This window comes from Endozoicomonas sp. SCSIO W0465, from assembly GCF_023716865.1.
GTDB lineage: Bacteria > Pseudomonadota > Gammaproteobacteria > Pseudomonadales > Endozoicomonadaceae > Endozoicomonas.
The window spans coordinates 5,637,985-5,655,042 of record NZ_CP092417.1 but is presented as its reverse complement, the minus strand read 5'-3'; the positions used below and the strand labels follow the sequence as shown (position 1 = coordinate 5,655,042).

Annotated in this window: 18 protein-coding genes; 16 read left to right on the top strand and 2 right to left on the bottom strand. The window is 49.2% G+C overall.

Annotation, left to right across the window (positions count from 1 at the left end; translation table 11 throughout):
* Positions 1–128 precede the first annotated feature (128 nt).
* Positions 129–1,871 (bottom strand): arginine--tRNA ligase, encoded by a 1,743-nt coding sequence (gene argS, locus MJO57_RS25235; RefSeq protein WP_252019720.1) that lies wholly within the window; start codon positions 1,869–1,871, stop codon positions 129–131.
* Positions 1,872–2,076: 205 nt separating this feature from the next.
* Between argS and MJO57_RS25230 the strand changes: the two genes are divergently transcribed.
* From MJO57_RS25230 to MJO57_RS25165, 14 genes are all read left to right on the top strand, one after another.
* Positions 2,077–2,700 carry an SPOR domain-containing protein gene (locus MJO57_RS25230; protein WP_252019719.1) on the top strand — a complete coding sequence of 208 codons (624 nt, stop codon included), beginning with the start codon at positions 2,077–2,079 and terminating at the stop codon, positions 2,698–2,700.
* A gap of 108 nt (positions 2,701–2,808) precedes the next feature.
* Positions 2,809–3,351 (top strand): ATP-dependent protease subunit HslV, encoded by a 543-nt coding sequence (gene hslV / locus MJO57_RS25225; protein WP_066014130.1) that lies wholly within the window; start codon positions 2,809–2,811, stop codon positions 3,349–3,351.
* Between the two features lie 28 nt (positions 3,352–3,379).
* Entirely contained in the window at positions 3,380–4,717 is a 1,338-nt protein-coding gene (gene hslU / locus MJO57_RS25220) for an HslU--HslV peptidase ATPase subunit (protein ID WP_252019718.1), read from the top strand.
* A gap of 99 nt (positions 4,718–4,816) precedes the next feature.
* Positions 4,817–5,188 (top strand): DUF971 domain-containing protein, encoded by a 372-nt coding sequence (locus MJO57_RS25215; protein WP_305881934.1) that lies wholly within the window; start codon positions 4,817–4,819, stop codon positions 5,186–5,188.
* A 186-nt stretch (positions 5,189–5,374) separates the two neighbouring features.
* A complete protein-coding gene (gene ubiE / locus MJO57_RS25210) occupies positions 5,375–6,142 on the top strand; it encodes a bifunctional demethylmenaquinone methyltransferase/2-methoxy-6-polyprenyl-1,4-benzoquinol methylase UbiE (RefSeq protein ID WP_252019716.1) in 768 nt (255 codons plus the stop codon).
* Positions 6,142–6,825, top strand: coding sequence for an SCP2 domain-containing protein (locus MJO57_RS25205; protein WP_252019715.1), 684 nt, complete (start codon positions 6,142–6,144; stop codon positions 6,823–6,825). Before ubiE ends, MJO57_RS25205 begins: the two co-directional genes overlap by 1 nt.
* Positions 6,826–6,843: 18 nt before the next feature.
* The gene (ubiB, locus tag MJO57_RS25200) at positions 6,844–8,463 is read left to right on the top strand and encodes a ubiquinone biosynthesis regulatory protein kinase UbiB (protein ID WP_371924913.1); all 1,620 of its coding nucleotides are present in this window, start codon (positions 6,844–6,846) and stop codon (positions 8,461–8,463) included.
* A gap of 318 nt (positions 8,464–8,781) precedes the next feature.
* The gene (locus MJO57_RS25195; protein WP_252019714.1) at positions 8,782–8,997 is read left to right on the top strand and encodes a hypothetical protein; all 216 of its coding nucleotides are present in this window, start codon (positions 8,782–8,784) and stop codon (positions 8,995–8,997) included.
* Between the two features lie 302 nt (positions 8,998–9,299).
* Positions 9,300–9,707 carry a phosphoribosyl-AMP cyclohydrolase gene (gene hisI / locus MJO57_RS25190; RefSeq protein WP_252019713.1) on the top strand — a complete coding sequence of 136 codons (408 nt, stop codon included), beginning with the start codon at positions 9,300–9,302 and terminating at the stop codon, positions 9,705–9,707.
* 41 nt (positions 9,708–9,748) lie between these two features.
* Positions 9,749–10,084 carry a phosphoribosyl-ATP diphosphatase gene (locus MJO57_RS25185; RefSeq protein WP_252019710.1) on the top strand — a complete coding sequence of 112 codons (336 nt, stop codon included), beginning with the start codon at positions 9,749–9,751 and terminating at the stop codon, positions 10,082–10,084.
* Between the two features lie 122 nt (positions 10,085–10,206).
* Positions 10,207–10,464 (top strand): Sec-independent protein translocase subunit TatA, encoded by a 258-nt coding sequence (tatA, locus tag MJO57_RS25180; protein ID WP_252019708.1) that lies wholly within the window; start codon positions 10,207–10,209, stop codon positions 10,462–10,464.
* 226 nt (positions 10,465–10,690) lie between these two features.
* Positions 10,691–11,110, top strand: a complete 420-nt coding sequence (gene tatB / locus MJO57_RS25175; protein ID WP_252019705.1) for a Sec-independent protein translocase protein TatB — start codon at positions 10,691–10,693, stop codon at positions 11,108–11,110.
* A gap of 6 nt (positions 11,111–11,116) precedes the next feature.
* A complete protein-coding gene (tatC, locus tag MJO57_RS25170; RefSeq protein WP_252019703.1) occupies positions 11,117–11,914 on the top strand; it encodes a twin-arginine translocase subunit TatC in 798 nt (265 codons plus the stop codon).
* A 243-nt stretch (positions 11,915–12,157) separates the two neighbouring features.
* On the top strand, positions 12,158–13,420 hold the full coding sequence (locus MJO57_RS25165; protein WP_252019700.1) for an ankyrin repeat domain-containing protein: 1,263 nt from the start codon (positions 12,158–12,160) through the stop codon (positions 13,418–13,420).
* Between the two features lie 861 nt (positions 13,421–14,281).
* Here the strand turns inward: MJO57_RS25165 and MJO57_RS25160 are convergent.
* Positions 14,282–15,340 carry a transposase gene (locus MJO57_RS25160; RefSeq protein ID WP_252017920.1) on the bottom strand — a complete coding sequence of 353 codons (1,059 nt, stop codon included), beginning with the start codon at positions 15,338–15,340 and terminating at the stop codon, positions 14,282–14,284.
* Between the two features lie 106 nt (positions 15,341–15,446).
* Here MJO57_RS25160 and MJO57_RS25155 point away from each other — a divergent pair, with 106 nt between their 5' ends.
* Positions 15,447–16,157, top strand: a complete 711-nt coding sequence (locus MJO57_RS25155; RefSeq protein WP_252019698.1) for a 16S rRNA (uracil(1498)-N(3))-methyltransferase — start codon at positions 15,447–15,449, stop codon at positions 16,155–16,157.
* A gap of 131 nt (positions 16,158–16,288) precedes the next feature.
* Positions 16,289–17,056 carry a DUF2059 domain-containing protein gene (locus MJO57_RS25150; protein WP_252019696.1) on the top strand — a complete coding sequence of 256 codons (768 nt, stop codon included), beginning with the start codon at positions 16,289–16,291 and terminating at the stop codon, positions 17,054–17,056.
* The last annotated feature ends 2 nt before the right edge of the window (positions 17,057–17,058 follow it).

The window sequence follows — 17,058 nt, the reverse complement described above, 5'->3', positions numbered from 1 at the left end:
AGACTACGAGATTTTGGAAAAGTTCCACCAATGTTGGCTTATTGGGCAAAAAACGTTGCTTATTGGGCAAAAAGTTGTGGGTGATGTGGGGTGAGCCTGACACCGGGTGTCAGGCGGGTATCAAGTGATTACATCTGCTCGACGGTTTCAATACCGAGCAGGCCGAGGCCCAGTTTCAGGGTTCTGGCGGTCAGAGCACAAATCTGCAGGCGGCTGTTGCGCAGCGCATCAGAAACGCCTTCCTTGTTAACGGGGCAGGCTTCATAGAACTTCATAAAGGCGCCGGAGATGTCGTATAAATAGGCACACAGTTGATGTGGCAGGCCTTCTCTGGTAACCGATTCAATGGTTTCACTGAAGCGGCACAGCTGCAGAGCCAGCTCGTGTTCAGCACCGTTCTCGATCAGGATGTCACCGGTGAGGTCAGACTCGCTGATGCCCGCCTTGCGGAAGATGCTCATGATTCGGGTGTAGGCATAGAGCAGGTAAGGAGCCGTGTTGCCCTCAAATGCCAGCATGTTATCCCAGTCGAAGACATAATCACTGGTCCGGTTCTTGGACAGGTCTGCATACTTTACCGAGCCAATAGCCACAGAACGGATCACATTCACCTTCTGCTCTTCTGAAAGGTCGCCGGATTTGCTGGCAATCAGGGCGGCTGCCCGTTCTTCTGCTTCATCCAGAAGATCTGCCAGTTTGATGGTGGTGCCGGCACGGGTCTTGAATGGCTTGCCATCTTTGCCCAGCATCATGCCAAAGGCGTGGTGCTCAAGTGAAACGTGGTCAGAAGCAAATCCTGCCTTGTGGGCAATGGTGAAAACCTGCTCAAAATGCTGTCCCTGGCGTGCATCGACATAATAGAGAATCCGGTCAGCGTTTAGCGTATGGCAGCGGTGACGAATAGCCGCCAGGTCGGTGGTGGTGTAGAGGAAGCCGCCACCGGATTTCTCGACGATGACGCCCATTGGGTCACCATCCTTGTTTTTGAATTCCTCCAGAAAGACCACTTTCGCACCATTGTCTTCACTTAACAGTCCTTTTTCATCCAGCAGCTGGATGATGACTGGCAGACTGTCGTTATAAGCGCTTTCACCCATCACGTCAGCAGCGGTCAGCGAGACATTCAGACGATCGTAGGTATCCTGGTTGTGCGACAGGGTGATATCGACCAGTTTTTTCCACAGCTTCAGGCAGTACTCGTCACCGGCTTGCAGGCGGACTACATAGCTTCTGGCGCGGGTAGCGAAGTCCGGGTTGTCATCAAAATGCTTCTTGGCTTCGCGGTAGAATGTTTCCAGGTCAGAAAGCTCCATGCTCATGGCTTCCTGGCTCTCTTTCTCAAGCTCCTCCAGGTGGGCGATCAGCATGCCGAATTGAGTACCCCAGTCACCCAGATGATTCTGACGGATCACCTTGTGCCCAAGAAACTCAAGGGTTCTTGCAGTTGAGTCGCCAATAATGGTGGAGCGCAGGTGGCCAACGTGCATCTCTTTGGCAACGTTCGGTGCTGAATAATCAACGACAATGGTTTGCTTGTTATCGGTTTCAGCAACACCTGCCCGGGGATCTTTGATGGCAGACTGCAGACTGCTGGCCAACCATTGTGGGGTGAGATGAATGTTGATAAAACCGGGGCCGGCAATATCAACCTTGCTGGCAATGCCCTCAAGGTCAAGATTGTCAATGACTTTTTGAGCCAGTTCCCGTGGGTTCATGCCCATTTTCTTGGCAGCAGCCATCACGGCGTTGCACTGGTAATCACCAAAATTCGCCCGTGCACTGGGGCGAACCATGGCCGGGGTATCTTCTGGAGCACCCGCAGCAATAAGCGCTTTGATGACGTTGTCTTCAAGCAGCTTGAGAATATTCATGCATGAGTCCTTGGTTAAAACTCGCTGGTAAATGGCGGGAATGCTATCGAAAAAGGACATTTGTCTCAATAGAAGTACTTCCTTATTGGAATAGCAGTGCCAGAACTTATATCAGTAAGGTCAGAGATAATGATATCTTTACCACATTGTGTTCACTAAAGAGCCTGGCTGAAAGGCAGACCTGACGAAGCAAAAGTTGAGAGATATGACATCCAGACCAAACAATAGCAGGCGGGGAGCCAGTAAATCGAAAAGCACCGGTAAATCAGCCGGTGTGTCTCTACCAAACTGGGCCTGGCTATTGGCAGGTTTGCTGATTGGTGTATTTGCTGCATTTCTGGCAGGGCTGACGCCCTCTGCCAAAGATGTGCGGACCGTCGCTGAGCAGGTCAAGGCATCGTCCGGGGATGACCAGAAAAAAGACAATCAGCCGGTATTTGATTTTTATACTCTGCTTCCCGAGTCAGAAGTGACAGTATCCATAGTTGACCCGGAACTGAGAGCGGAACCGAGAGCGGAACCGACAGCGGTCTCTACTAAAGCGCAGAAAAGTAAGCCGGGGCAGAAACCGGCAACAACTGCGGTAACCAGGCCGGAAAAATATCTTCTGCAGGCCGGTTCCTTCCGAAGCGCCAAGGATGCTGAGCGACTCAGGGCCCAATTGCTGCTGGAGGGTTTGGCACCCAGAGTCGAGAGAGTCAATGTTGGCGGAGGTGAAACCTGGCACCGGGTTCAGCTGGGGCCATTTGCCGACCGGGTCTCACTCCAGAATGCCCAGAAAGTACTGGCCAGCCAGAACATTGATAGTCTGCTTTTACAGCTGAAATAGAAAAAAGCGGAATCCCGGGCGGGTTTCTCTCCCGCTCCCTCTTGATAATTCATTCTTCTTCCCCCATATAGGCCCTTGTTATCCGTTTTTTTACTAAGGAGCGAGCCCTTGGAACAGTATCGTGGCACAACTATCCTGTCGGTACGTCGTGGCGGCAGTGTCGTGATCGGTGGTGATGGCCAGGTTTCGCTGGGTGATGCCGTAATCAAGGGCAACGCTCACAAAGTACGCCGACTGTATCAGGGTAAAGTGATTGCCGGGTTTGCCGGTGGTACCGCTGATGCCTTTACCCTGTTTGAGCGTTTTGAAGCCCAGCTGGAAAAACACCAGGGACGACTGACCAAATCGGCAGTTGAGCTGGCTAAAGAGTGGCGAACCGAGCGAGCCCTGCAACGGCTGGAGGCCATGCTGATTGTTGCTGATGCCACTGCCTCCCTGATTATCACGGGCAATGGCGATGTGATGGAGACGGAAGATGGCATTCTGGCCATCGGTTCCGGTGGTTTTTATGCCCAGGCAGCTGCCAAGGCACTGTTTCACAACACGGAAATGGGTGCCCGGGACATCGTTGAAAAGAGTCTGGGTATCGCCGCAGATATCTGTGTTTACACCAACTCAAACCAAGTCATCGAAGAGCTTCCTGCAGCTTGAAGCAATAGCTATATAACGAGTTTCTGATATGTCAGATATGACACCCCGTGAAATTGTCCATGAGCTGGATAAACATATTATTGGCCAGGACGAGGCTAAACGCGCCGTTGCCATTGCTCTTCGTAATCGCTGGCGCAGAATGCAGTTGAGTGAAGATCTGCGTAACGAGATCAGCCCGAAAAATATTTTGATGATCGGCCCGACCGGCGTTGGTAAAACCGAGATTGCCCGCCGTTTGGCCAAACTGGCGAATGCACCGTTTATTAAGGTAGAAGCCACCAAGTTTACTGAAGTGGGTTATGTGGGCCGCGATGTTGAGTCCATTGTCCGTGACCTGATGGATGCGGCCATCAAAATGCTTCGCGAAATGGAGATGGAGCGCGTTCGTCACCGTGCGCTGGACGCTGCAGAAGAGCGAATACTGGATGCGCTGCTGCCGCCTCCCCGTACTTTTGGTGAAGAGTCCAAGCCCCAGGACAACTCAACCCGTCAGGTATTCCGCAAAAAACTCCGTGAAGGTGACCTGGACGATAAAGAGATTGAAATTGATGTTCGTGAAGCGGCCATGGGGGTTGAAATCATGGCGCCTCCCGGTATGGAGGAGATGACCAGCCAGCTTCAGAATATGTTCTCTAACCTGAATACCGGCAAATCCAAAAAGCGTAAGCTGAAAGTCAAGGATGCCATGCGCCTGGTTCAGGAAGAAGAAGCGGCCAAGCTGGTCAATGAAGACGAGATTAAGACCAAAGCCGTCGATGCTGTCGAGCAGAATGGCATCGTCTTTATTGATGAAATTGATAAAGTGGCCAAGCGCTCCGGTACTGCCAATGCCGATGTCTCCAGAGAGGGCGTTCAGCGTGACCTGCTGCCATTAATTGAAGGTTGTACCGTCTCTACCAAGTACGGCATGGTGAAGACAGACCACATTCTGTTTATTGCCTCCGGTGCGTTCCACCTGGCCAAGCCTTCCGATCTGATTCCGGAACTACAGGGACGTCTGCCCATCCGTGTTGAACTGAAAGCACTTTCTTCTGAAGACTTTATGCGCATTCTGACTGAGCCGGACGCCTCTCTGACGGAACAGTACCAGGCACTGATGGCGACAGAATCACTCAATATCGAGTTTGCCGACGATGCCATTCGCCGCCTGGCTGAAGTTTCCTGGCAGGTGAATGAGCGTACTGAGAATATCGGTGCCCGTCGTCTTCATACGGTTATGGAGCGTCTGCTGGAAGAGGTATCCTTTGGTGCCGCAGATCTGGCGTCTGCCCAGGATGGAGCGCCACTGAAGATTGACGCGGCTTATGTTGATAAACACCTGGGTGAACTGGTTCAGGATGAAGACCTGAGCCGTTATATTCTCTAATGCTTGACAGGGAGTGGTCAGCCTCCTAGCTGGTCACTCTTTCCTTACGCTTTGGTAATAAGCGGATGCCCTGTCAACAATGACACCATTTAATTGACCATGATGATTCCTTCCGCCATTAAACTGCACAAACGCTCTAAAACTTTGGAGATTCAGTTTGGTCATGAAATTTTCCAGCTGGAAGCGGAATTTCTAAGAGTATTAAGCCCCTCTGCGGAGGTTCGTGCTCATGGCAACCCTATCTTGCAGACCGGAAAACTGAATGTGGCCATCAATGGCGTGGAAATGGTTGGCCAATATGCCGTCAAGCTGATTTTTGATGATGGTCATGACAGTGGAATCTATGACTGGAGTTACCTGTATGAGCTGTGCCATAACAAGGATTCGCTATGGGATGATTATCTGCAGGCTCTGAGGGATGCTGGTGCCAGTCGTGATCCCAGTGTTTCTGTGATTCGCCTTTTTCAATAGGGCAAAAGCGCATTCTTTTAGTTCCATTTACTTCCAATTTTCTTGAGCTTTTCCTGAGTTGACTCAATTCTTGATAGATACTGTGATCTCGTCAGAAATGGGCTCCTTTCTTATGCTTACACCCCAGGCCATTTGCCTTTACAATAGCCAGCCAAAAGATTGATCGAATGAATGCCGGGAAGGGTCATGACAGACAGTGGCAAGCAAAAGCAGGATGGCACGACGCACTTTGGTTATCGCGATGTGCCAGAGAGTGAGAAAGAAGGGCTGGTAGCTGGTGTCTTTCACTCCGTAGCCAGCAGCTATGATGTGATGAATGACCTGATGTCCATGGGCATTCACCGTCTCTGGAAACGTTTTACCATCGAGCTTTCTGCCGCCAGACCCGGTCATGTGATACTGGATATTGCCGGGGGGACGGGCGATCTGGCCAGGCAGTTTTCCCGTATTGTTGGGGAGAATGGGCGGGTAGTACTGGCAGATATCAATGAATCCATGTTGCGCGTTGGTCGGGATCGACTAATTGATCAGGGCATTGTTGGCAATTTGGAGTTTGTCCAGGCCAATGCTGAATGTCTGCCTTTTCCTGATAACATCTTTGACTGCATTACCATCTCTTTTGGTCTGCGCAATGTGACGGACAAGGATGCGGCACTGAGATCCATGTGCAGGGTGTTAAAGCCGGGTGGCAGGTTGCTGGTTCTTGAGTTTTCCAAAACCAATAATCCACTGCTGACCAGGGCTTATGATGCCTACTCGTTCAGCCTGCTGCCAATGATGGGCAAGCTGGTGGCGGGTGACTCCGAAAGCTATCAGTATCTTGCGGAAAGTATTCGTATGCATCCGGATCAGGAAACGCTGGAAGGCATGATGCAAGAGGCCGGGTTTGTGAATACTGCCTACCACAATATGACCGGAGGTATTGTGGCACTGCATAAGGGGGTTAAGCCCTGATGGCAGGCTCTTATAACAGCTCTTATAACAAACCTTATGACAAGATCGTCATCAAGACGGGGCTGCTGGCAGCCATCGAACGTCAAGTCAATGCACTGTTGACCCTGGACCCGGTCACCATCAAAAAAATGTCACACTGGTTTGGCAAGGTCATCAATTTTCAGTGCATATCGCCACAGTGGTCATGTTATGTCCATTTTGAACAGGATCGCATTCGTCTGGCAGGCTCCTTTGAGGGATCATTGGATGCCACCTTTACAGGGTCGAGCGTTGCATTTGCCACGCTGGCAACACGCAGAAACCTCCCGTTCGCTGATGTTACCGGGTTGAGCGTCTCTGGTGATGAAGCGCTGATTGCTGATTTGCAGACAATTCACCAGCAGATGGAGATCGACTGGGAAAGGCCACTTTGTCAGACCTTTGGTGATATCGCCGGGCATATGATGGCCCAGGGACTACGTTTTGTTGGTGACCATGCTAACAGAGGACGGGCGCTAGTTATGGATAACCTTGGGGAATACCTTCAGGAAGAGCTTCGCCTGATTCCTTCAAGGGTGGAAGTGGAAGATTTTGCCGGGGAAGTGGGGCTTCTTGTTGAGTCGATGGACCGGCTGGAACATCAATGGCAGGCAGCTCACCATGCTATTGACCATAGTAACAACGAAACTGATGCCAAATCATAAGTCGGGGGCCTGACGTTGATCCGTTTGTTGAAAATTGTGGCAGCTGTCGCCCGTAACCGGCTGGATAATCTGATTGATCCGGACCGCTCGCCGTTCTGGTTACGATGCTTACTGATCTTGCTGCCCTGGCGCTACTTTATCCATAACAATGCTCCCCGTGGTGAGCGTATTCGCCTCTCTCTGGAAGCTCTTGGACCGATCTTTATCAAGTTCGGGCAAATCCTTTCAACCCGGCGGGATCTGTTGCCGGATGATGTCAGTGATGAACTGTCCCGGCTTCAGGACGATGTTCCGCCGTTTCCCGCCGAAGAGGCGATTGGCATTATTGAGTCCAGTCTTGGCGGCGCTTCTGAAAAGAGGGTCGATACCCTGTTTGCCCGTTTTGATCGTGAGCCATTAGCTTCCGCTTCTATTGCCCAGGTCCATACCGCTCAGCTTCATACCGGGGAAGAGGTGGTGGTCAAAGTGATTCGTCCGGGTATCGACCGGGTGATTCGCAAAGACATTGGATTAATGTATCTGTTTGCGCGTTTGCTGATCAATCTATCAAAAGAAGCCCGCCGTTTACGTCCGGTAGAGGTGGTAGCGGACTATGAACGGACCATCTTTGACGAGCTTGACCTGTTGCGAGAAGCGGCTAACTGTTCCCAGCTGCGGCGCAACTTTCTGGCGTCTCCCCTGTTGTATGTGCCCCACGTTCACTGGGATTACTGCCGCACAAAAGTGATGGTTATCGAGCGGATTTATGGTGTTCCTGTTTCTGATATTGCCACACTGAAAGCTCAGAACGTTGATATGAAAAAGCTGGCAGAACGAGGGGTTGAAATATTCTTTACCCAGGTGTTTCGCGACCGCTTTTTCCATGCCGATATGCACCCGGGCAATATATTTATTGATACCAGCAATCCGGCAGAGCCCAGGTACATCGGGATCGATTGTGGCATCATCGGCACGCTGGAGCCGGAAGATCAGCACTATCTGGCCAGTAACCTGCTGGCTTTTTTTCGGCGGGACTACCGCAAGGTTGCCCAGTTGCATGTGGATTCCGGCTGGGTGCCCAGAGAAACGCCGGTAGGGGAGCTTGAAGCTGCGATTCGTACTGTCTGTGAACCGATTTTTGAAAAGCCCCTTAAGGACATCTCATTCGGTCAGCTACTGGTCAGACTCTTTCAAGTGGCCCGTCGCTTTAATATGCAGGTTCAACCACAGCTGGTGCTTCTGGAGAAGACATTGTTGAATGTCGAAGGATTGGGGCGGCAGCTGTACCCGGATCTCGATCTCTGGGCCACTGCCCAGCCCTATCTGGAAAAGTGGATGAAAGACCAGGTAAGTCCAACCGGTATTCTCTGCAGTCTCAGGGAGCAAAGTGCTGATTGGCTGTTGAGTACACCGGTGATGGCCCAGAAAGTGATGTCTACGGTGCGAACACTGGTTGATCAGCAACAGGCGTTTCATCATCAGCAGGTGAGGGCGGAAAAGCGTCGGCAAAAGCAGAGGCGTTTTGGTGCTCTATTACTGCTGGCAGGAGCAACGGTAGTGGCTACTTCAGGCTCTCTTTTTGTGGAAAAAGAGCTGCTGGATCAGACAGCGCTTGGATTACTGGCTGTGGCAATGGGGGGTTGGCTGATTGTGCGATAAGAAGGTTACCTGTTTACACCTTTGTCGTGAAACAAGCCGGGCCAGGTAGGAATCCCGAGCATGAACTTTTTCTCATTCCGTGGGTCAAATAATTGGTATATATCAGCCAGAATGAGTTGCTCTATGAATTCGGTTCAGGACAGTTTTGCAAGCCAGGCTCAATCATCTGGCTACGGTGCGACCCAAGCGCCTGGTCAAGCGCCTGGTCAAAGCCCAAGCATAGACGCATCTGGACGTTTCTCGGGGCATATCGTCGTTACTTCTCAGCCTTGTCGCCTATGCGCTCCCGCTTCGCCCCCGCCGCCCTATTCGGAAGCTATGAGGCAGGCTCAGCAAGGTGTTCCTGGCCGTAATAACGCGCTGGTACTCAATGAAGTCATGAAACTGATGAGAGAAGATGCTTTCCAGGTAGAGCGGCGTGCTAACCATAAAGGGTGTTGTGAACGGCTGATGGGCAATGGCTGTTGTGGTGATCTTCTCGAAACCTGTTGTGTTTCTGCCTGCATGATAGCTTTGTCATGCCTTAGTGGGTAACAGGGTATGAGATCTGATCAGCCGCGTGAGTATGTGAACGGGTAAAATGATTTCTCTGGCCTGATATGCAAAATATTAAAAACTGACCAGTTGATGGTTTGCACAGCTTGTGCGGTAATTACCCCTGTTTTTGTATTAAATCCTGCTTTGCCATTTAACGTTCAGCCAGGTCACATTTTCCGGAAAGTACATCAAATACCGGTGGCCTTAAACCTGTTCCTGAGTGCTGACATGTGGAGGGCGATCCTGACTATTAACAATATGTTCTGCCCAACGATGGATACTAATGTGCGGATAGTGTTATGAAAACAAATCACTGGCTGGATGAGGTTCAATGGAATGATGATGGTCTGGTAACGGCCATTGCCCAGGACCATAAAACCGGAGAGGTATTGATGCTGGCCTGGATGAACCGGGAATCACTGGAACTGACCCTGAAAGAAAAGGTTGCCACATACTGGTCCCGTTCACGGGGCAGACTGTGGCGTAAGGGTGAAAGCTCTGGTCATACGCAGCGGCTGGAAGAATGCCGTCTTGACTGTGATGGTGATGCGATCCTGCTCAAAGTGGAACAAATTGGTGGCATTGCCTGTCATACAGGACGAAAGTCTTGTTTCTACCGTCGCCTCAGGGATAACAATGGAAAGGTATCGTGGAATACCGAAGACCCGGTGTTGCGGGATCCAGAAACGATTTATGGAGATCAGTAAAGACTGTTTTCTTTGCTGTAAATCATCCTACGGGCTAAAAGATGAGCGATATAATCGAGCGATTAACTGAAGTGTTAAGCAGTCGCAGGCAGGCTGATCCGGATTTCTCTTACGTTGCACAACTTCATAATAAGGGACTGGATCATATTCTGAAAAAAGTGGGTGAAGAGTCAGCAGAAGTGCTGATTGCTGCCAAGGCTTTGGGATATGAACATAAGGACCATAACCGGGAGGCTGTCATTTATGAAACCGCAGACCTCTGGTTCCATTCCATGGTCATGCTGTCTCATCTTGGGCTTGAGCCTGCTGACGTGCTGAATGAGCTGGATCGTCGTTTCGGGCTTTCCGGCATAGAAGAGAAGGCATCCCGCGGATAACCCTATTCCCCATTTTCCTGAACGATCTTGCAAAATGGCCGCGCCACAAGTGGAAGAATGGGGTAATATATCTGCCTTGTATATTATTTGATCAGTTTCATGGAAAGCTGAAGGAGTAGAAAATGGGTTTTGGTGGCATCAGTATCTGGCAGTTACTGATCATCCTGTTGATCGTGGTTATGCTTTTTGGTACGAAAAAACTCCGTGGAATGGGCAGTGATCTTGGCGGAGCAGTAAAAGGCTTCAAAAAAGCACTGAGCTCTGATGATGAGCAGGAAGATGAAAAGAGTAATGAAAAGGGCATGGGAAAAGCTGAACTGAAGGCTGACTCTATTGAGCAGCGTAACCTTGAGTCTGACCGGGAAAAGTCCAGGCACTAAGGCCTGTTGACGCTTCGTTGTGGGTTCAGTTTATCAGGGCGTTCCTGTGACGAGGCACGGTATTGGATGAAAAGGCTTCAGGGTAAATTTGCCTGGCTGAACGTATTTTTTTGAATTCAGTGTGTCCCTCCTGTGGGGGGAGGCTGCAGCAACCAGCTGGCAAATGCCGCTACTGTTATCAATGGTAGTTACAGGTTGCTGTCATCGAGAGGTGCGATAGTTCGCTGTGCTTGATATAGGTTTTACAGAGTTATTATTGGTTGCCGTGATTGCTCTGGTGGTATTGGGGCCCGAGCGTCTGCCTCAGGCTATCCGAACAACCGCATACTGGGTGGGTAAGATCCGTCGCAGTTTTCAGTCCGTTAAAGAAGAGCTTGAGCGGGAGATTGATGCTGATGGAATCAAGCAGCAATTGCACAATGAAGCTGTCATGAAAGAGTTGAATAAAACCCGTGAACAGTTTCAAAGTCAGATCAATGATCTGAAAAAGTCTGTGAGCATCGATACTGTGGAAGATCAAACGTCTTCCGATGTGAATACCTCACCTGAAAGGGATAGTCGCTCAGTGGGCCCAGATGACAGCGTTGAGAGAATGGCGGTGAATAAAACCTCTAGTCATCTGTCTCAGGAAAAGGACAGGCAGTAAGTAACTATGTCAGGAAAAAAGTCGGAAACAACGTCAGATCAATCTCAGCAGACATCGAAAGAGACAGAGCAGGATAAAGAACAGCCTCTCGTTCAGCATCTCCTTGAGCTGCGTGGACGCATCCTGAAAAGCCTCATTGCTATTCTGGTGGTCTTTGCAGGATTGTTTTACTTTTCCAACGATATTTACGTTTATATATCGGAACCGTTGCGTGCCAGTCTGCCAGAGGGCAGTACCATGATTGCTACTGAGGTAGCTTCTCCCTTTCTGGCTCCCTTTAAGCTGACCATTGTATTGTCGCTGTTTATTGCGATTCCTTTTATTCTCCATCAGGCATGGGGATTTATTGCTCCGGGCCTTTACCGGCATGAGAAGATCATTGCGATTCCCCTGCTGATTGCCAGTATTTTGCTGTTTTACCTGGGCATCGCCTTTGCCTATTACGTGGTCTTTCCGTTGATTTTCTCATTTTTCACCACGGTTGGCCCTGAATCAGTCACCGTGATGACGGACATCAACAGTTACCTGGATTTTATCCTGAAACTGTTCTTTGCCTTTGGTATCGCTTTTGAGATTCCGGTGGCGACGGTCCTGCTGGTGTGGTCGGGTGTGACTACCGTAGCAAGCCTTAAAGATAAGCGCCCCTATGTGGTGGTTGGCTGCTTTGTGATCGGGATGATTATGACGCCTCCTGACGTCATTTCCCAGTCTCTGCTGGCTATTCCGATGTGGCTGTTGTTTGAGTGCGGGATTCTCTTTGCCCGGTTTGTGAAGAGTCGGAGGCCTGACGAGGCGGAAGTATAATGCTCTGTCTCAATACGTTGTTCTCATAAGCTGCATTTAATCCTGTTTATTGTGAATTGTTCAGTGAGCCCCAATATCAGTTCACATGATTTCTTAGCTAATCATCCCCATACGTTTGCTAGAAAGCACGCATCGAATCAGTGTAGGCGAAAGAAGGGTTGAACCTTTACCTGTTTTTTTGGTCAAATTTTTAAAAGTAAAAAAATCAAAATAGACGATGATCACACAAACAGGAGGTGACGAATGAATCTTTCAGATCTGTGCAGATCTATTGCCCCACAACTGCAAGCCGCGAATTCAAGGCTAAGGCAATACTCAAACCCGTCAAATGACAATTCTGGCAGAGTGAGTGCATCACATGTTACGACGGCCATTCCTCCGACGGGTCAGCCAGCCAGGGAGTTGTCTCTTGCCTTACAAAATCATGCAGTGGTTAATCTTGAGCAGGTTCAGTCTTATCTTGCCCGAGGGGCAGAACTGAGTGCCGGGGTTACCTTAGGTGACTTGAGAGAGTCTAGCCCACTGCACGCTGCGGCCCAATCGGGTAACGGATCGGCAGTGGTTGCTATGATTGCCACGGGGCAGTTGGCAGACATTAATGGTGTCGATGGGAATGGTTTTACGCCGCTGGCTTTGCTTTGTGGTGCTCAGGTTAAAACCAGATTTGGGGGGGCGCGCGAGACAGAACCGCTCATTGAAGCGGGTCGAGTTGAGGCTCTGGAGGCCTTGCTTGGTGCAGGCGCTGATCAGCGCATGGCAATCAGAGGCTTCTGGCCTATTCACTATGCTGCCCGTCACAATTTCCCCGAATTGATCACACGTTTGGTGGAGCGTGACCGGCCTGCTGGCATTGACAGTGCCGCCCGTTCGATCAATATGGTTGATTGCCGGGATCGTCATGGCAATACACCGCTGCACATTGCAGCGAGAAATAATCAACGGGAGGTTGTAATTGCTTTATTGCAGATGGGCGCTAATGTCAATATCCTCAATAAGGCTGGACAGACACCGTTGCATCAGCTGTGTATGAATCGAGGAAATAATAATGTTGATGGCGGCAGGATTGCCGTTTTGTTGCTGCAGAGTGGCGTCAATATTGAACAAATAGACAACATGAAAGGATTTACATGGAGTCAACATGCGGGCCAGAACGGTATGGATCAGCTTTTGAGGGATATGACAGATTACGATCGTTCGGTACTGTCAGACTTAAAGGATAGGCGCGCCGTGGCCTTGGCTGCCAGAGACAATGTGAGCACGGGTTTTAAACACAACATCACCCCAAAAAAATGTCAGCAAATTGTCAGCTTTCTCGATTCACTGCCATATAATAGTGAGAAGTTACCTACCCTGAAGCAATGCTGTCATGTAGTTATTCTCGATACGCTCAAGAAGCAGATTCAAAAAACTGATCGTTCGGATATCCCGTCGTCTATGAATGACGCTATTGCCCAACTACCCCTGCCTACCCGGGTGAGATCAGACTTGACGGATGTGGTGTATTAACTTTAGGGAGCTTACGAGGGTAGCCTGCCTTAGCAGCATGGCTGTTGCATTTCTCCAGCTCCTGCATCAATGCGGTTATTTAGCTGGCAGCAAATTGGTATAAAATTTCGCCTCCCCTGCTTTACGTGGGAATGTATATAGGATTCTGCAGGGGGTGAAATAACCAGTTTTCTGCCCGGAATTATCAGCGTTTATGAGAGAATAATTTAACAGAGAGGTTTGGTTTGCATTGTCCTTTGTAACAGATGCTTCAGGGAGGAAGTATGCCATATCCCCACTTCTCAAATGCACAGGAAGTGTCTTGTTCTGTCCATGTCTGTCATCATTCGCCGTTTCACGTTCCTATTGAAGTGATCCAGAACGGTCAGTTCTGGCTGCTCCCTGTTCCGGGTTTTCACCCCCTTAAAGCACTGCTCTCGGCACATTTTTCGTCTGTGGATGAGTTAAGGAATGAGCTGGCTAAGTTCCCTTTAATGGTTGGTGGTAGTTTTAATAGCTGTAGATATTCAGGTATTAAACAGAAATACTGAAACGCTATTAAAATTAAATATCAGCCATTGCCAGCTAAGAAATCCACTGAGCAAGGTCTTTCACTGCTCTTCCCAAGCCCTATGCTCTGTTGGTTTTTCTCAAGTACCTATAATAAATCTAAGTACTTATTACTCCAAGGTATGAAGAAAAAAACAACGCCAACCACTAAAGGGAACATAGCCGAATGAGCTGGTATCTGGTAATATTAAGCTTTCACCGTCAGCTATTGATCAGGTACTTGATGAGATTGATCGGCTTGTGGATGATTATCGTAGAGGTGACGCTTTTTAAGTTGTCTGAATTCCCTGATTTTTCTTTTATTGACTGAAGTTACGCAGCTAACAGCTCTCTCAGCTGCCCCAACGAAGCTTTCAGCCCTGCCATATAGATTTTGGCTCTGAGCTGAAAGTGATTCAGATTTACTTTCAATGACAATACTTCCAACCTGAAGGCTGAGTAAATTGAAAGAAAGATATGATTACTCTGTGTTCTCACAGTATGCGCCGGTGACTTGGCCATTGACGCATTCGATTTCAGCGTTTTATGGAAGACCTCGACTTTCCACCGTTTCTCGTAGATTGCCTTGAGAGTCTCGGCATCACAGTCAAGATCGCTGCAAACCAGATAGAGAATGCCTGTGCTTCCGTCTTTGTTTTTAAAGACCTGACGGTATAGCAGAACAGGGAAATCGACACCTGCTATCCACCCTTGTACAGGCTTATCTTCTGAAAAATCAACAGTATCTATACGCTGTGAACGGCCTTGTAATTTGTCGTCCAGACTGAGGGATACCTTGCGGTTTGACTTCATCGCCATCAGGAAATGTTTATTACAGTCGTGTCGAATAAACATCATATTGTCGTTTGAGCAAAACCAGCTATCTGCAAGGACATAGCGGAACATAAGCTGGTTATGGCAGCAAATCATCAGCATCTCCCGCATCATTTCATTTTTGGTTTGCTCTGCATATCGTCTTACCTTTTTTGTCTTCAAGTCGGTGTACAGGATGGTTTTCTCGATCAATTTATAGGCGACAGGAATCGACGCATCTCCGGCATGGTAGTGTGCATTGAGCAGATTTATACCTTTCACGGTGCGATTTTTTGTATGATCAAAATGCCAGGTGTTCAGGGCATTCTCTTTGCTGAACTGCTTTTCCTGAATCGTATCGTCAAAGATCAAAACCCCATCACTGCACTCAACCTGTCGCACGACGGGTTTAACGTAAAGCCATAAGTCACGACTGGTAAACTCATTGTTTGAAAGCAATCGGGTGAATTGGTCATGACTGTAGACATTATCCAAAAGCTCTGACACTCCCGTTGCAGTGGTCTTCCCAGACGACGACAACAGGTAGTCAGAATAAAGTTCTATGAGATCATTTTTCATGCCACCAATAATGGCTGATTTTCAGCAAGGTGCGTAACTTGAGTTATTGAATATGCCAGTTTAAGTTCCTCACGGATAACTGGCTTTTCAGCATATGGCTGTTTTGATGAACCTTCTTCTCCTTGAGCAACAACACTTTATTGATGAGCAGCATGCAGAGCTGGATCAGCGGCAGATAAAGCATGTGCTGGGCGTTCATCAAGCCAGTGAAGGTGATGAACTGCGTGTTGGTATGGTTAATGGTAAGATTGGAAAAGGGGTCATCACGCAATTGTCTTCAGAGAAAATGCAATTGGAGGTAGAGCTGGATAGCCCTCCGCCTCAGGCTCTGCCTTTGACTGTTCTGCTGGCTTTGCCACGTCCCAAAATGCTCAAGCGTTCACTACAACATCTGACGTCACTTGGTGTTAAGAAAATTATTCTGATGAACAGCTACAGGGTCGAGAAAAGCTTCTGGCAGTCTCCCTGGTTGAGCCCAACAAAAGTGCGCGAGCAATTGATACTGGGCCTTGAGCAAGCCCGGGATACGGTCATGCCAGAGGTGATTGTTGAGAGACGCTTCAAGCCTTTTGTCGAAGATCGTTTGCCAGCATTAGTTCAAGGCCGTCGAGGTCTTGTGGCTCACCCGGTAGGTGGCGAGGGCTGTCCCCATCAGATTGCAGAACCCGCTGTATTGGCAATAGGCCCTGAAGGGGGCTTTATTGAGTATGAAGTCGACAAGCTTGAACAGGCAGGGTTTCAGCGGATTCATCTTGGGCCGCGTATTTTACGGGTAGAAACAGCCGTAACTGCCATTGTCAGTAAGCTTTACGACTGATACTCAACAGAGTATGGTAAGTGTAGGCGTCTCAGTGATAAGACAGTCACTGTCGCTCACTTCAGACAGTGAGTTGGTATGTATTTACTGACACCTGTTTCACTATAAACAGTATCAACACGGCTCTGACTATGGACGGAAAGAGATTAGTAGTTGCATGTTTGTTCGCTTCCCTGCTTTTTGTTGCCAATGCACAGGCATCTCCTGCAAAGCATCAGCTGTTAGATCTGCTTTATGACCAGGCAGGGCTGGAGCGCCAGCTTGTCTGGATACATGACAGTATGACGCTTCAGGAGCAGACCTATCCGATTCCCGAACCGGTTTTGGATACGGTCAATCAGGTGGTCAAGATACGCTACAGTCCCGACTTTTTCAGGGCCTCCATGAAAGTGACCCTGGATGAAGCGTTATCGGTTGGTGAGTTGGACCGATTGATTGACTGGTTCGGATCGCCCCTTGGTAAGGAAATTCTCCGTCTGGAAGCTGAAGCCAATGATCCGGTCAATCAGGCGCAAATGGAAGCGTATATCCGGGAAAAACTATCGGCAGAGCAGCCTCGAAATAGCCGGATAACCTTGATAGAAGCATTAATGGAAGCACTTGATGCTGTTGAGTTGAGTACAGAACTGGCTGCCAGTGCTTCAGTAGGAGCCCAGAGAATACTTCGGGAGGTCATGCCAGCGGGTGCTGAGCAGCCAATGCGGCCAGCCCAGGTGTTGAAAGCTCAGGAGAAGCTCTATATCCGTAAAGATATGCTGGAAAGAATGCGGAATGTCTTTCTTTACACCTATAGAACCCTGCCGGATAGTGATCTCAAGCGATACCTGAAGTTTGCCCGGGAAAGAGCCATGCAGAACTTTCAACGTGGGCAGATTCAGGCCATATCGCGGATGCTTTAGTG

Bases quoted from the DNA above. Each gene is read 5' to 3' on its own strand.
- argS (WP_252019720.1), bottom strand. From the start codon at position 1,871: ATGAATATTCTCAAGCTGCTTGAAGACAACGTCATCAAAGCGCTTATT.
- MJO57_RS25230 (WP_252019719.1), top strand. From the start codon at position 2,077: ATGACATCCAGACCAAACAATAGCAGGCGGGGAGCCAGTAAATCGAAA.
- hslU (WP_252019718.1), top strand. From the start codon at position 3,380: ATGTCAGATATGACACCCCGTGAAATTGTCCATGAGCTGGATAAACAT.
- MJO57_RS25215 (WP_305881934.1), top strand. From the start codon at position 4,817: ATGATGATTCCTTCCGCCATTAAACTGCACAAACGCTCTAAAACTTTG.
- ubiE (WP_252019716.1), top strand. From the start codon at position 5,375: ATGACAGACAGTGGCAAGCAAAAGCAGGATGGCACGACGCACTTTGGT.
- MJO57_RS25205 (WP_252019715.1), top strand. From the start codon at position 6,142: ATGGCAGGCTCTTATAACAGCTCTTATAACAAACCTTATGACAAGATC.
- MJO57_RS25195 (WP_252019714.1), top strand. From the start codon at position 8,782: ATGAGGCAGGCTCAGCAAGGTGTTCCTGGCCGTAATAACGCGCTGGTA.
- hisI (WP_252019713.1), top strand. From the start codon at position 9,300: ATGAAAACAAATCACTGGCTGGATGAGGTTCAATGGAATGATGATGGT.
- MJO57_RS25185 (WP_252019710.1), top strand. From the start codon at position 9,749: ATGAGCGATATAATCGAGCGATTAACTGAAGTGTTAAGCAGTCGCAGG.
- tatA (WP_252019708.1), top strand. From the start codon at position 10,207: ATGGGTTTTGGTGGCATCAGTATCTGGCAGTTACTGATCATCCTGTTG.
- tatC (WP_252019703.1), top strand. From the start codon at position 11,117: ATGTCAGGAAAAAAGTCGGAAACAACGTCAGATCAATCTCAGCAGACA.
- MJO57_RS25165 (WP_252019700.1), top strand. From the start codon at position 12,158: ATGAATCTTTCAGATCTGTGCAGATCTATTGCCCCACAACTGCAAGCC.
- MJO57_RS25160 (WP_252017920.1), bottom strand. From the start codon at position 15,340: ATGAAAAATGATCTCATAGAACTTTATTCTGACTACCTGTTGTCGTCG.
- MJO57_RS25155 (WP_252019698.1), top strand. From the start codon at position 15,447: ATGAACCTTCTTCTCCTTGAGCAACAACACTTTATTGATGAGCAGCAT.
- MJO57_RS25150 (WP_252019696.1), top strand. From the start codon at position 16,289: ATGGACGGAAAGAGATTAGTAGTTGCATGTTTGTTCGCTTCCCTGCTT.